The sequence below is a fragment of the Flavitalea antarctica genome (genome assembly GCF_054461535.1).
In genome coordinates, this window is the sequence record NZ_JBTLQG010000006.1 from 17,045 (window position 1) to 31,685 (window position 14,641).

Sequence of the window (14,641 nt, forward strand, 5' to 3'; positions counted from 1 at the left end):
TGTACTTATGACGAAGAAAATTAGAAGAACAGAAGATTTTGAAATTGTTCTCGAGATAAAACGAGAGGATTTTATTCGTCCGCCCAGGGATGCACAGCGAAATGCTTTATTAAATAACGCTTTGAATGAATTCAGCGATAATCTTCACGCGTTGGATAAATCAGCGGCGCGCTTCGTCCCTGGAAAACCCGGGATTTCTTTGGATGATCGGACACAAAAAGTTCTTTCCGATGAAGAAATTATGGAAGAATGGCAAATCCCCCTGATGCAGGCAATGGCGGAAGTGGTCACCGAACACCATGGTGACATTTTAGAAATCGGCTTTGGTTATGGAGTTTCGGCGACAATTATACAGGAGCAAGGTGTGCGTTCGCATACCATAATCGAATGTAATGACTCCGTGGTTGAAACGTTTTTTAAATGGAAGGATCTGTTTAAAGAAAATAGAATAAACCTGGTCCATGGTTTATGGCAGGATACCATCGATGACCTGGGGCACTTTGACGGGATTTTTTTTCATACCTATCCCCTCAACGAGGAAGAGTATATGAAATACGTTCATGGAAAAGCGACTTTTGCCGAACATTTTTTTGAAACGGCGGCTAAACATTTGCGCCCCGGTGGTGTTTTTACTTATTTTTCAAATGAAATTGATTCGTTGGGTCGGGGTCACCAACGCGCTCTTTTTAAGCATTTTTCGTCTTTTTCGCTAAAGATGATTGAACTGGAACTTCCTGATGACATAAATGATACGTGGTGGGCAAATTCCATGGTAATTGTAAAAGCCGTCAAGTAATTATGAGTGATTTACAACAAAGAATTAACCGGCTTTCCAGGCAGCAAATGCTTTTGCTGGCCAGGCAAATTGGGGCTGATAATACAACGAAGACGAGCGGACAAAACAATGTAACGCAAAGTATAGCTGCCTATCTGGTTGCGGACGGACCTATCGAAGCAAACGAACTGCGCCAGGGCCTGAAAGACAAGCTGCCCGAATATATGATACCGGCTAAATTCGTTCAGCTAGATGAACTGCCCCGATTACCAAATGGGAAGATTGACCTGAATGCACTGAGTTTGCCGGTAGATGAAGAATCTTCATCTACGAAAAAAGGTGTATCTGCCGCAAAGACAGAAGTTGAAATACAACTGGTGGAAATATGGGAAGAAGTCCTGGGCTTTCGTCCCATCGGGGTTCAGGATAATTTTTTTGAGATCGGGGGAGATTCGATCCTTAGCATCCAAATCGTCGCAAAAGCAAGGCAGAAAGGGATATTTCTCGCACCAAATCAAATGTTCGAAAATCAGACAATTTCTGAATTGGCTTTATTTGCTAAAACGGAAAACAAAAATATAAGGGAAGAAAAAATTGTTGGAAATGTTCCTTTATTGCCAATACAACATTGGTTTTTCGAAGAACATAAAAACGCTCCGCACCATTGGAACCAGGCGATGATGTTTGATGTTCCCGAAAATTTTAGTACTGATATAGCTAAGAATAGCATCGAATACCTGGTTGAACATCACGATGCTTTGCGGCTGCGTTTTGCAAAAACCGAAGGAAGCTGGAATGCATATATCACCGGACATGCAGAAGTCAATCCATTTACTTCGATCGATCTTACCGGTGTTGCAACCGATGAAATGGAAACTGCGATCGAAGCAAAATCAATAGAATTACAAACTAAGCTGGATATTTCTAAATCCGGGCTTTTTCAGTCATTGTTTTTCAAAGGCGGGCAGGGAAACCAGCATAGACTGCTCCTGATCGCGCATCATTTAGTAGTTGATAATATTTCCTGGCAAATTCTGGTATCGGATCTGGAAGCGATCTATCGGCAACTGATCCGGGGCGAAAAAATTGTTTTATCTCCAAAGACAACTTCTTATCATAGATGGGGGAATAAATTGGTTGAGCTTTCGAAATCCGGCGAATTTGACGATGAACTTGAATTTTGGAAAGAGCAAAATTCTTCGGAAACAATTCCGACTGATATTGATTCTCATTTGCCGATACATGAAAACAGTATCAGAACCCTGTGGCTCGAAATTGATCCGGCTGCCACGGAAAATTTGCTCAGAAAATCAAACGAGGCTTATCATACAAAGACTGAAGAGCTGTTAATCGCGGCTTTGATGTTGGGTTTCGAAAAATGGTCCAATATCAAAAGTCTTTGTTTGGGATTGGAAAAACACGGTCGGGTATACAATCAAATTGACCTCACGAATAGTGTCGGTTGGTTCACCACCTATTTTCCTGTTTCACTGAAAATTGAAAATGGGACAGACCTAAAATCAAGCATAATTTCAGTCAAGGAAAAATTGCGCAGCATTCCTAATGAAGGGATAGGATTTGGGGTACTGCGTTATCTGAAAAAGACGGACGAATTAAACCAAAAGCCGCCCGTTATTTTCAACTTTTTGGGGACTCAAAAATCCTATGATTCCGATGTCTTAGGCAAAGGCAACTTCATCGCACAAGGGGTTCGCTCGCCGGAGAGCGAACGACATCACTTATTGGAAATCAACGCATACATCGCGGACGGGCGTTTGGGTTTCCATTTTAGTTTTAGCGAACAGTTTCATAAACCCGACACCATTCAACATTTGATCGGCCTTTTTGAAAACGCACTTCGGCAATTGATTGAACATTGCTCGGGCCAGGAAACGAGTCAATATTCTCCTTCGGATTTCCCGGAAGCGGACCTGAGCCAGGATGATTTCGATACTTTGTTAAATCAGTTTAATTAAATGGAGGTAAAAAAAGCAAAAGTTGAAGCCATATACCCGCTGAATTTTCTTCAGCAGGCCTTGCTTTTTCACAGTTTACAGGAAGGCGATGACCAGGGATTGTTACGCGTAAAATGTGTGCTGAAAGGGAAAATAGATGTTGAAGCTTTTCAGGATGCCTGGCGGCAGACTATTCAAAGACACGAAGTTTTGCGGACCTCTGTGCATTGGGAAAACCTGGAAAAACCTGCGCAGGTGGTCCACAAGGAAGTTTTGCTTCCGTTTGTCGTTCATGACTTGTCGGGACATTCAGCGCCTGCTCAAGAAGCAAAAATTGACGAACTAACAGGTTCCGACGGAGCAGAAGCATTAGACTTAACCAAAGCACCTGTTTTGCGAATTTTTCTGATCAGGTTGTCTGTGGATAAACACATCTTGCTTTGGGATTGTCATCATATCCTGGTAGATGGTTGGTCGGCCTCCATTATCCTGCAAGACCTCCTGGCATTTTATGATGCATATTGTTCAGGTGAACAGGCAGCCGGCTTACCCGCGGTTCCTTCTTATAGATCCTATTTACATTGGGTGAAAAACCAGGATCAGTCAAAATCAAAAACTTTTTGGACCGAAGTCCTGAAAGGCTTTGGAAGACCGACCCTGGTTGGACTTCGGAAACAGTCTCAAAAAAGTTTGGTTAATAATTTTCAAACCAAATCTCTTAAACTCTCGCAAGAGGATAGCCAAAAACTAAGGGAGTTCTCTCAAAAAAATCAAATAACCTTAAACACGCTGATTCAAGGGATCTGGGCTATCCTGTTAAGTGGGTACGTAGAACATGACGACATTGCATTCGGCACAATCGTTTCCGGACGTTCTATAGATTTGCCAAACGCTGCACTGATGGCGGGAATGTTTATGAACGTTCTGCCTTTGCGCATCACGTTGGATGATCATGACAAATTTCAGGATTGGTTAAAGTCCCTGCAATCGCAACAGGCGCAAATAAGAGGTTTTGAATATACCAACCTGAACGAGATTTTGGATTCAGGCAGTTCAGCAAGTGGCACATTGCTGTTCGACAGCGTGGTTGTTTTTGAAAATATGCCTTTGGAAAATATTCGGGGCGGTGGCGTCTCTATCGAAAGTTTCGAAAGCGGCCTTACCAGCAACTATCCACTCACGTTAGCCGTGAGTCCGCTCAATGAGATCAAAGCTTATCTTAAGTATGATTCTTCCGTTATTTCCGAACAACAAATCAGTTGGTTCCTCAGCAATCTATCAAGGTTGTTTGCAGCCATCATCCAAAACAAATCGGGTTCTTTAAGGGAGATAAAAAATTTCTTATCACCGGTAGGGTCAGACATAACGCCCGGACATCCTGAACACACTTATAAAACTGCTGCCCGCAGATATCTTGCTCCAAGAAATGAGGCGGAGCTCATGTTAGTAAGTGTTTGGGAAAACATGTTGAACATCCACCCTATTGGTGTCAACGAAGACTTTTTTGATCTGGGCGGAACTTCGATAACGGCAATCAGGCTTTTTACAGAAATTGAAAAGCGGTTCCAGAAAAAATTACAGCCTATCAGTCTGCTTAACCACAGAACGGTCGAAGCGCTCTCAAAATTTATAGCCGAAGAAAGTGGAGAAGCTAAATTTTCATCGCTCGTCCCTTTGCGTGCAAGCGGATCTAAACCGCCAATTTTTTGTTTGCACGCAGGTGGGGGTCACGTATTTTTCTACAAAGACCTGGCTAAGCATTTAGGGGCCGACCAACCAGTATACGCCTTACAACGGCTTGGCGTAGACGATGTGACGCAGGCGGCCCAGGATATTGAATCGACAGCATCTCATTACCTGGCAGAGATTCGCAAGGTCCAACCGAATGGTCCATACTCACTCCTCGCCTATTGTTTCAGTATCTCTATTTGCTGGGAAATGGTCAGACAGCTACAACAGGCCGGGGATTCGGTTTCAGTTATCGCGATGATAGATTCTTCGCCTCCGTTGAAGGTTCCCAAGCGAACAAACATTGATCGGCTTCATGGAATCCTGAACAGGGCGAGAGCAATGGATTTTAGTTTTATCAGGACAATCTGGATGACCCGGGTTAAAGAACCAATAAAAACAAAATGGGATTCTTTGATGAGCGACAGGGAAACGATCCAGGTTCAGAAAAAGATGGAAGCCCTCAATTCAATCAGTGCAGCTTATGTCTGGAAACCGCTTCCCGTCAAGATTACTTTGATCCGGAGTGCGCCCTTTCTTTCGAATGATCGCAAAAATGAAAAGTTCAGTAAATGGAATGATCTCGCTCTGAATGGTGTCGACACTTATGTGGTAGATGGACATCATCGCAATTTATTCGATGAGCCTGAAGTGCGACAGCTCGCGGATCAGTTACAGCAATGTCTTGATAAAGCGAATAAGTAATGTGGTTAGATACGCCGCACAATTTGATTTTAAGCGAAGATGAAGTTCATGTTTGGCGCGCGGACCTGGAAATTGATGAACGCACCAAAACCTCATTGCTGACACTTCTATCCCCCGATGAAAAAAACCGGGCACAAAAATTCCGTTTTGCCAAAGACAGCCGGAATTTTATCGCTGCGCGCGGGATTCTGCGCTTATTGATCGGCAAATATTTAGCAATAAACCCGGCGGAATTTTCCTTTCAGTACAGTAAGTTCGGCAAACCCGGTATCGCAAACAACAATACCTTGCATTTTAATATTTCCCATTCACAAAACATAGCACTCTTCGCATTCTCAAAACGATTTAATATTGGCGTTGATGTCGAATTTGTGAACCCGGATATTGAAGTCCGGGACATTGCCAGGAATTTTTTTTCGACGAATGAAATCAGGAAGCTACTTGCATTACCTGGTAATCAGCAGGCTCTCGGTTTTTTTAATTGTTGGACACGGAAGGAAGCTTTTATAAAGGCAGTCGGTGAGGGACTTTCGTTTCCCCTGGATAAATTTGAAGTGTCATTGGAACCGGACAAACCTGCAGCATTGCTGGCGACCGATTGGGATCCGGAAGAAGTTTCGAAATGGTCCGTTTATTCACTGTTTCCGGGTGCAAACTTCGTTGGATGTTTAGTAATTGAGGGTTTTGTTGAACATGTAAAACTTTGGAACTGGCGTACGGATTAGCAGAATACCAATCGCTTTTTCACATAGCGTTAATCTGCTTCTTTTCGGTTCCTTCTAAGTATCAATGCAGACACCAGCGACACAAGCAGGCCGGTAGGAAAGATCTCGAGCATTGTGATGGCGGCAAAGCCATACCAGGTGCTGTACATTTCCTTTCCATCGGCTATTTGTTGCCGGATCGCCGCAATTTCACTTGCGCTTGCGCCGTTCTTTATGGCCGACTCCACTTGTGCCGCGCACATCGTATCCATAAAATCCGGCACGACAAAATTGTAGATAATTGCCCAGGTAACAACGTAAAATGCCGAACCAATGAGGGAGATCCAAAGGCCTATTTTGAAAGCCCGGGCAAAGGAAATAGCTCCGTTATTGTAATTTTCCCGGTACTGCCGCACAGCAAAAAAGATCAGGCTAAAAGTAAGAAGTTGCACCGTGTAATTGATAAACATCGATGTAGTCATCGAATCGGCATCGACGTGTTTCATAAATGGCGCTGATGCAAAGAGGAACACCGACAGGATACCTCCTGCAATGAGACCGAAAACGGTAATTGTTTTTTTCATTGTTTTATTTTGTACAAAAATGCAGGTAATCGGTGTGACGGGGCTCATACTTATGGGTGATTTAGCTGAAAATCCCCCATAAGTATGATTAGATTATGCCCAGCGAGCGGGCCTTTTGTACGGCCTGGGTGCGACGTTTCACATCAAGTTTAAAGTAAAGATTGGAAAGATGCGTTTTCACAGTATTAAGCGATATGAATAGCTGCCCGGCAATTTCCTCATTGCTCAGCCCCCGGGCCAGGCACTGCAGTACCTCCAGCTCCCGCTCACTGACATTCAATTCCTGTAACATCCCTGGATCTGGCGGTGATGTTACTTGGGTAGGCACCAACACTTCTTTTACTACGATCTCTTGTTTTACTATCGTTTTGGGTCGCGAGAGCCGAAGTCCCATCCAGATACCCAGCCCCACAAATACCATCGCGATAATAAGTCCGTAGATCTCATACACATGGTCAACCAGCAAAAACCGGTATTTGGCCCAGGTCATCAGGCCTGCCAGCAAGGCTAACACCAAGCCGTACATTGTAATCCACAGAAAACGTTTCCTGACCATTGGTAGCAAAATAAGAAATTGCCGGCAGAATTATTTTAAGACATAGCCCAGCGCCCGGCGATTGCCGGAACCTCAGTCAGCAATATCTGCTGAACATGGGAAATTGCATGGGTAGTTGACACGGTTATATAAATCCTTCAGCAACCACTTCCTCACATTTATCCTAAGCAGTATAACTGCTTACTGTGCCAGATGAACTCGTGCTTTTTTCATCAACTGTTACCTTTTTCGCTGTCACCATATCGTTTGTAACATCGGGTCGCACCTTTTTCCAGTGCCTTTTTGAAGAAAGATAGACTTTCTTAAACCAAAAATAATTTCGGTTGTTGACTTTTCGATTCCGCGCAATGCCTTTTTGAAATCCGGGGAATGTTAATTTACGCATTTGAAGACCGGGTTTCAGACCGGCGATTTTGTTTACTACAAGATTTAGACTTCTTGTCAGGATGAAATCAATAGCAAACTATGAAATCACACATTTATAGAGCGGTTTGTGATTGAGACTCTTTTATCAGATGGAGTCAAAGTTGCCGGACATACATCTGCCCCAACAAGAAATGGCAACTTCTGAGTCTGAGTATATGCCATCAGGTTCGGAATTTTTCCTCCGATAATCGTTAGAATCCGGATGATAAACGCCATCTCAACGAAAGCAAAGGGATTAAGAATATCCTGTACTTAAATTATGTAAGACCATGGAAAACGATCAACTCTATAAATTCAGACAACCACTTGTTACTGCGGCAGGCATTATCCTGGGTTTTGTTTTAAATTTTGCAAGTGAAGTGGTAAGGCTGGACAGGAAAAACACTCTTTTAGCATTGCTTATTATCTTACCCATTCTTATTGGGATATCGCTACTGGTCGTAGCCTTATACCGTATTTTGGATAATGAGTATGATCGGGATCATGCCAACAAATTTTATAGAAAAACCTTGAATTATTTTATTTACGGTGTAATTTTTTCGTTTGCCGGTGGGCTTTTAAAAATGATTCAAGTGCTGTTTTTTCTATGACCAGAAAACCTCGTCGATAATCGTATTACTGTTGCTTTAAACTGTCATGTGTTATTTGATGTTACTAAGCCATTTGTTCATACTGGCCCAATGCATATAGACTAAAAATTTAAATCAAATGACTATGCATATACTGATAACTTCCGCCATTGTAATCTGGGGATGTTTGAGTACTCCAGTTGTTGCGCAACAAACAAAAGATTCACAAATAATATTGCAAAACGTCAGGATCTTCAATGGCCGCTCGCAAACAATTACACAGCCCCATAATGTTTTGATTTCGGGGAAGACGATAAAAAAAATAAGTACCGCCCCTATTCCGGTAGATGCTGGTGTTTTAAGAATTGAAGGTGGAGGCCGGACACTTATGCCAGGGTTGATTGACGTCCACGTGCACATGGCATTTGGCTCATTAACTAAGCAGGATATGATGTCTCCTGATTTTTCTGAAAAGACATTGATGGATAAAGTGGCCGTTTCATCAGAAAAAATGTTAATGCGGGGCTTTACCAGCGTAAGAGATGTTGGTGGCCCTATATTTCCGTTAAAGGCTGCTATTGACGCCGGAACAATAAAGGGGCCGAGAATCTGGCCATCAGGTGCAACCATCAGCCAGACCGCCGGACACGGAGATTTTAGGACACCAGCCGAACGATCCCGGAGGTTTTTTGGGGAAGCTTCAAAGGCGGAAAAGTACAATGCAACTATTATTGCCGATGGAAGGGACGAAGTGTTAACAGCGGTACGTGAAAATCTTCGGTTTGGTGCGAGCCAGATAAAAGTGATGGCAGGTGGGGGAACGTCCTCCAGTTATGATCCAGTGGATGTTACGCAGTATACCCTGGATGAAATGAAGGCGGCTGTGGAAGCGGCAGAAGATTGGGGAACCTATGTAACCGTACATGCCTACACACCCAGGGCAGTGAAACGGGCAATTGACGCCGGCGTAAAATGCATAGAACACGGTCAGCTGTTAGATGAAAAAACATTACAGTTGATGTCACAAAAGAACATTTGGTTGAGCCTCCAGAATTTGGAAGAGGATTCGCCTGCGATGGACCCACTAAGACGGGAAAAGCGAAAACCGGTTATTGAGGCCCAGGAAAAAATCTGGCCAATGGCGAAACGTTTAAAAGTGAAGTTAGCCTGGGGTACCGACTTTCTATTTGATCCAGCTTTGAATGATCAACAGAATAATTATATCCTGCGTTTGCAGAAGTGGTTTACGAATGCTGAAATTTTGAAGATCGTAACTTATAATAATGGACAGCTTTTGCAGTTATCGGGTTTACGAAGTCCGTATCCTGGAAAGTTGGGGATAGTTGAGGAGGGTGCGTTGGCAGACTTAATTTTAGTGGACGGCAACCCGCTTAAAGATCTTTCGCTCATTGCAGACCCGGATAAAAATTTTATGCTTATCATAAAAGACGGCCAGGTATATAAAAATGTATTGAAAGATCCATAGGGGAAGCTTTGGAAATGTTATCAACATTGCTTTCACCGGAATTGCCGGGGCGGGAATAGTGATTGCAGAAGCGCAGGCCTCACAGCTAAAGGTATGTTCTTAGAGGATATAGGCAATAACACCCTACTTACAATATCTCATTTGAAATTAAGCCTGAAAGTTCATTTTACAGTCTAACTTTGTCTATTCGTGAGATTTTTCTCACGGAAAAATCCGCCCTCAATGCGAATACAACTAATTCCGCCAAATGAAGACTTGCGATTACACGACCTGTATTCCTACGATATATTGGATTCCGAGGAAGAAGAGGACTTCAATAACCTCCTGGAAGTAGCAACGCATATTTGCCAGTGCCCCATCGCTGCCATTACTTTCATTGATGAAGATCGACAATGGATCAAGTCGGGCAAGAACATTAATTTTAAGACAACTAAACGGGAAGACGGGATTTGCGCCCATACCATTCTTGGCAAAAATGTAATGATTGTCAATGATACAAGCCTCGATGAGCGGTTCGTTAAAAACCCGTTTGTTGACTGCGAAAATGGAATCCGTTTTTATGCCGGTGCACCCATTGTTTCAGGGAATGGTTACAATCTTGGAACAGTATGTGTGATTGATAATCAGCCCAGGGAATTAGATCCTGAACAAATAAAAATACTTTCTATACTGTCCGGCCATGTGTCAAAGCTGCTTGATCTTCGGTTAAAAAACAAGGTTTTAAAGCAACGGTCCGAAGAATACATTCAAATGGAAAAGCTGCTCCTGCAAAAAACCATGAAGGATCACGAGGTGGAGCGTAGTTTCATCAGCACGGAGCTACACGAAAACATTGCCCAAAGCCTGGCTGCCACAAGATTTTACCTTGATCTGGCAGAAGGTTCTGATGAATCAAAAGATGAATGGATCAGGAAAAGCAAAGCAAATCTGCATGACTTGATAGATCAGGTAAGCAACCTTTCCAAGGCAATTTTGCCAACAACGATGAAGACCTTTGAGTTAAAAGATATTTTGCAAACTCTGCTCGACCAATTCTCTGATCAAACCCAAATAAAAACCACCTTGTATTATGAGGGGCATGATGACTTTAATCCAGAAACCTCTATTACCATATACCGTATTGTTGAGGAGCAGCTAAAAAACGTAAAACAACACTCAAAGGCTACGCAGGTAACGGTGATCATGAATGTGTTTCAGAATGCGAGTATTTGTATCAGGGATAATGGTGTGGGAATTGATTTGAAATCATTTCAAAAAGGAACCGGTTTTAACCAGATATTGTCTCGTATAGACGGTCTGAACGGAACAATGGACATTGGGGGATATATAGGCAGAGGTTCCGAACTGACCGCCGTAATCCCTTTGAATGGGAGAGAATAAAAAGGTGTTGTGCGTGTTGGCTTATTTACGGAATGCTGAAGCTAAATTGCCCAATGCCTGCAAATCCACGAAAAGTACCATAAATCCCCCGAACTGTTCAACGGGCAAGCCATACATTCAAAGTACCTTTGCTTCGGCAAAACAGGTATTAGTATCGCAAAACCTTCACCATCCGCACCGCCATTCCTTTTAGCATCTCGTGTTGTTTACCAAAGCAAGTGGTTCACACACCAGTCACTTCGATAAATATCCTGTTCAGCCTTACCAGATTTATTTCATAGCTCCAGGGCAAGTACACAGTCTGCATTTGCTGAGATAACAGTTAGTGAGGTTGCTAATGACCTCAACTCTCAGGACAATTCTTACTTCAACCGTTTCTTTAGGAAGAATGTGGGAATGACACCTGTGTCTGGTAATCATAATGGTTTGATCCTACGGTTGGTCGAGAGGGTAATCGGGCTCTATTCGATTTCGCAGACAAAAAAGAGGGAGAGCGTGTAAGGGGACTATAAAGCAAATGACTAATCCCGCAAAGGACAACCTTGATATTCACGTCAATATTTGATCCAAGTATTTCTAAGTTATTTCCTATGAACTCCCACCAATCCCGTATTCTATCAAAAAGATAATCATGACCATACGTTCTCTTTCAAGGGAGTGTTGGCGTCCTGCCCGTTATCGTTCAGACAGGAATACTCTCCTACATTTAACTTGGCTGTCGCAACAGGTAAGTGTTGTTATTAGCACCAGGTAAATGTTCCTATCTATATCTCTGAATTATTACTTAAAACAGGAACTCTTTTTTTTTCAACTCACTTTTCAAAATTAACATGCAGGATGTCATTTTCGAATCATAATATTCCTGAAGCCTTTTTGAGTCAAATACAAAAAGCCGACCATTCCGGGGCAAGTGTTTTTGTAATCGACCATTTGCTGATGAAATTTATTTATTGCAACGATATGGCCGTAGAATCATTGGGCTATAAACGGGAAGATTTGTTACAGATGGGGTTGCAGGATATCGATGCGGCATATACCCTTGAGATGATGGCTGCTGCGTTTGAAAGCATGCGAAACAGCAAGGAGAAGCAAGCCACTATACCAACCATCCTCAGGAGAAAAGATGGGACCACCTTCAACGTCGAAGTTTATATGAAGGCCTTTCAGGAAGATGGAAGACTGTATATCATTACTTCGGCCACCAACGCAAGCGTCATTGAAAAGGCGAAGGAAGAACTTCAGTTTCACTCCGTGCTTTTCAGCCACATCACCGATGCGGTGGTTTCTTTGGATAAAGATTTCTGCATCACCAGTTGGAACAGATATGCAGCTTCTATTTTTGGTTGGGAGGAACACGAAGTGCTCGGCGTTCAATATAGGCTGTTGTTGCACCCTTTTTATCCCGGCGTTTCAGAAGAGGCGGAACGGGAGCGCTATCTCCAGGAGGGAGAATGGAGAGGGAAAGTCATTTTTTCCCGGAAGAACGGCAAACGTTTTCCCTGCAACGTGTCCTATGGATTGTTGAAGGATGGAGAGGGAAACATGAACGGTACGGTTGCAGTTATCAGAGACATGACAGAGCAGGAAAAGAAGGAAAAGCAGCTTTTGTACCTGGCGGACCTGGTGAACAAAACGAACGATGCAATCATCTCGATTGACTTCAGTTCCCGGATCATCAGCTGGAACAAAGGAGCGGAAATTATCTATGGGTATACAGCCGGGGAAGCAATCGGGAACGATCTCGGTGGTCTCCTGGGGTGGGAAAATGCAGCGGAACGTCTTATTGAAATCAGGGACAGACCTGGCAAGGAGTCTTATTGGCAGGGTGAAGAAAAACATCTTCATAAAAACGGAACCGGGGTTTATGCGCTGGTGTCGATTTCAGTGATCCAGGATGAGCCGAATGACCTGACAGGTTATGTTATTGTCGGAAAAGATATTTCGTCACGCAAACAGTTGGAAAATAAACTTCAGCGCCTGAACGAGGAACTGGAGCAAAGAGTGCAACGAAAAGCAAGTGAACTCACACATGTTTTTGAAAGAGTGACAGATGCCTTCATAGCCTATGATAAATACTGGAACTATACTTATCTCAATAAAAAAGCCGCCGAGATCCTTGGCCGCTTACCTGAAGAATTGATAGGAAAAAATATATGGACGGAATTTCCCGAAAAACTGCAGGAGCCTGTATACCGGCAGTTTTTCGACGTTATGGAAATGCAACAGCCCAGGAGCATAGAAGTCTGGAATCCCATATATCATGCCTGGTTCTTAGCCTTATTGTATCCTTCACCCGACGGGCTCTCTGTGTACTTACAAGATATCACCGGGAAAAAGCGAGCCGAGCAATCATTGGAAGAAGCCAGGAAGCGATATGAGCGTATCATGGAAACCGTGCAGGAAGGGATTTGGCACGTGGACGAAAATGCCCTGACAACATATGTGAACCCTTACCTTGCCTCTCTGCTTGGCCATACCCGGGAGGACATGATCGGGAAAAGTGCATTGGATTTTATCGGTCCAGAGTATAGAGATAAAGCATTACAGAATATCGAGGAAAGAAAAAGAGGTATTTCAAGGCAGCATGAACTGAGCTTTACCCGGGGGGACCAGGTGATACACACGCTCATACAATCCACACCCATTTATGATAACCATCATTATGTAGGTTCCATTTCAACGCTGCTTGATATTACGCAAAAAAAAAAGGCGGAAGAGGAGCTTCGGCTTTCGGAGCAGAAATACCGGATTATTTTCGAGAAAAATCCCCTGCCCATGTTTATACTGGAATATCCGAAACGGAATTTTGTGGCGGTGAACAATGCTTTCATTGAAAAGTTTGGTTACAGCAAAGCGGAGTTGGAAAAAATGAACATGAGACAATTGAGAAGGCCCGGGGAAGTGCATAAGTCCGATGAAATTGCAAGAATATTGGCAGCAGAGAAACAACTCAAGGCGTCCATGTACCTGCGAAAGAAAGATGGCGGTGATCTGCTGTTTGAGGTACAGGCTTCTGAAATTGTTTACGAAGGCAAGGCGGTTTACCTTGCGTCCACCCGTGATATAACAGAACTGGCGAAAGCGGAAGAAGCCATATTGCAAACAAATAAACAACTCAGGGAACTGACAACCCATCTTCAGAATATCAGGGAAGAAGAAAGAAAACACATCTCACGCGAGATTCACGATGAACTGGGACAACACCTGACTGCGTTGAAACTGGATCTTTCATGGATTGCAAAGAAAATTACGACCCAGGAGGAGGCCATCGTAACCAAGATCAAATCATCTCTTGATCTTATCAACGGCACGATTCAGACAGTCAGGAGACTCGCAACACAATTGCGGCCCGCCATGCTGGATGAGCTGGGGTTGGCCGAAGCCATCAGATGGCAAAACACCGAATTTTACAAACGAACCGGCATTGACGTAGACTTCGAAACAAACCTGGAGGAACAGTTTCTTCCCCCGGATATTTCTATTGGCTTTTTCCGGATATTGCAGGAAGCGTTGACCAATATCGCCCGTCATGCGGAAGCATCTCATGTTACATGCAAACTCCACCTGGCAGATAGTTTTCTTCTCCTACAGGTACAGGACGATGGAAAGGGCTTTCATCCCAACAATCATGGCGAAAATAAGTCGTTAGGTTTGCTGGGAATTAAGGAGAGGATTGAAATGCTTAATGGTGAATATCATCTTTCCGGTGAGCCTATGAAAGGAACAAGACTGACGGTAAGCGTCCCTTTGAACATTAAATAACGATTGCTTTC

At 43.4% G+C, this 14,641-nt stretch carries 11 protein-coding genes; 8 read left to right on the forward strand and 3 right to left on the reverse strand.

Going from position 1 to position 14,641, the window contains the following annotated elements; translation table 11 throughout:
* The first annotated feature begins 7 nt into the window (after positions 1-7).
* From ACX0G7_RS08045 to ACX0G7_RS08060, 4 genes are read left to right on the forward strand one after another with little or no spacing between them, the layout of a single operon-like run.
* The gene (locus ACX0G7_RS08045; protein WP_458922932.1) at positions 8-796 is read left to right on the forward strand and encodes a class I SAM-dependent methyltransferase; all 789 of its coding nucleotides are present in this window, start codon (positions 8-10) and stop codon (positions 794-796) included.
* A gap of 2 nt (positions 797-798) precedes the next feature.
* Positions 799-2,751, forward strand: coding sequence for a condensation domain-containing protein (locus ACX0G7_RS08050; protein ID WP_458922933.1), 1,953 nt, complete (start codon positions 799-801; stop codon positions 2,749-2,751).
* Positions 2,752-5,163, forward strand: a complete 2,412-nt coding sequence (locus ACX0G7_RS08055; RefSeq protein ID WP_458922934.1) for a condensation domain-containing protein — start codon at positions 2,752-2,754, stop codon at positions 5,161-5,163.
* Positions 5,163-5,888: a 4'-phosphopantetheinyl transferase family protein gene (locus tag ACX0G7_RS08060; protein ID WP_458922935.1), complete on the forward strand. Its 726-nt coding sequence runs from the start codon at positions 5,163-5,165 to the stop codon at positions 5,886-5,888. The genes ACX0G7_RS08055 and ACX0G7_RS08060 overlap by 1 nt, the downstream gene beginning before the upstream one ends.
* Positions 5,889-5,917: 29 nt before the next feature.
* On the opposite strand, the gene ACX0G7_RS08065 is transcribed toward ACX0G7_RS08060, so the two are convergent.
* The 3 genes from ACX0G7_RS08065 to ACX0G7_RS08075 all read right to left on the reverse strand — a co-directional run bounded on the left by ACX0G7_RS08065 (position 5,918) and on the right by ACX0G7_RS08075 (position 7,392).
* On the reverse strand, positions 5,918-6,451 hold the full coding sequence (locus ACX0G7_RS08065; RefSeq protein WP_458922936.1) for a DUF4199 domain-containing protein: 534 nt from the start codon (positions 6,449-6,451) through the stop codon (positions 5,918-5,920).
* An 88-nt stretch (positions 6,452-6,539) separates the two neighbouring features.
* A complete protein-coding gene (locus ACX0G7_RS08070) occupies positions 6,540-6,965 on the reverse strand; it encodes a helix-turn-helix transcriptional regulator (RefSeq protein WP_458923114.1) in 426 nt (141 codons plus the stop codon).
* 205 nt (positions 6,966-7,170) lie between these two features.
* Complete coding sequence (locus ACX0G7_RS08075; protein WP_458922937.1) at positions 7,171-7,392, reverse strand: hypothetical protein; 222 nt, start codon at positions 7,390-7,392, stop codon at positions 7,171-7,173.
* Between the two features lie 310 nt (positions 7,393-7,702).
* On the opposite strand from ACX0G7_RS08075, the gene ACX0G7_RS08080 reads away from it, so the two are divergent.
* From ACX0G7_RS08080 to ACX0G7_RS08095, 4 genes are all read left to right on the forward strand, one after another.
* The gene (locus ACX0G7_RS08080; RefSeq protein WP_458922938.1) at positions 7,703-8,023 is read left to right on the forward strand and encodes a hypothetical protein; all 321 of its coding nucleotides are present in this window, start codon (positions 7,703-7,705) and stop codon (positions 8,021-8,023) included.
* A gap of 124 nt (positions 8,024-8,147) precedes the next feature.
* Positions 8,148-9,488, forward strand: coding sequence for a metal-dependent hydrolase family protein (locus ACX0G7_RS08085; protein WP_458922939.1), 1,341 nt, complete (start codon positions 8,148-8,150; stop codon positions 9,486-9,488).
* Positions 9,489-9,710: 222 nt separating this feature from the next.
* Entirely contained in the window at positions 9,711-10,868 is a 1,158-nt protein-coding gene (locus ACX0G7_RS08090; RefSeq protein WP_458922940.1) for a GAF domain-containing sensor histidine kinase, read from the forward strand.
* A gap of 837 nt (positions 10,869-11,705) precedes the next feature.
* Complete coding sequence (locus ACX0G7_RS08095; RefSeq protein ID WP_458922941.1) at positions 11,706-14,630, forward strand: PAS domain-containing sensor histidine kinase; 2,925 nt, start codon at positions 11,706-11,708, stop codon at positions 14,628-14,630.
* Positions 14,631-14,641: the final 11 nt, after the last annotated feature.

Bases quoted from the DNA above. Each gene is read 5' to 3' on its own strand.
- ACX0G7_RS08095 (WP_458922941.1), top strand. From the start codon at position 11,706: ATGTCATTTTCGAATCATAATATTCCTGAAGCCTTTTTGAGTCAAATA.
- ACX0G7_RS08090 (WP_458922940.1), top strand. From the start codon at position 9,711: ATGCGAATACAACTAATTCCGCCAAATGAAGACTTGCGATTACACGAC.
- ACX0G7_RS08075 (WP_458922937.1), bottom strand. From the start codon at position 7,392: ATGCGTAAATTAACATTCCCCGGATTTCAAAAAGGCATTGCGCGGAAT.
- ACX0G7_RS08065 (WP_458922936.1), bottom strand. From the start codon at position 6,451: ATGAAAAAAACAATTACCGTTTTCGGTCTCATTGCAGGAGGTATCCTG.
- ACX0G7_RS08045 (WP_458922932.1), top strand. From the start codon at position 8: ATGACGAAGAAAATTAGAAGAACAGAAGATTTTGAAATTGTTCTCGAG.
- ACX0G7_RS08055 (WP_458922934.1), top strand. From the start codon at position 2,752: ATGGAGGTAAAAAAAGCAAAAGTTGAAGCCATATACCCGCTGAATTTT.
- ACX0G7_RS08050 (WP_458922933.1), top strand. From the start codon at position 799: ATGAGTGATTTACAACAAAGAATTAACCGGCTTTCCAGGCAGCAAATG.
- ACX0G7_RS08080 (WP_458922938.1), top strand. From the start codon at position 7,703: ATGGAAAACGATCAACTCTATAAATTCAGACAACCACTTGTTACTGCG.
- ACX0G7_RS08085 (WP_458922939.1), top strand. From the start codon at position 8,148: ATGCATATACTGATAACTTCCGCCATTGTAATCTGGGGATGTTTGAGT.
- ACX0G7_RS08060 (WP_458922935.1), top strand. From the start codon at position 5,163: ATGTGGTTAGATACGCCGCACAATTTGATTTTAAGCGAAGATGAAGTT.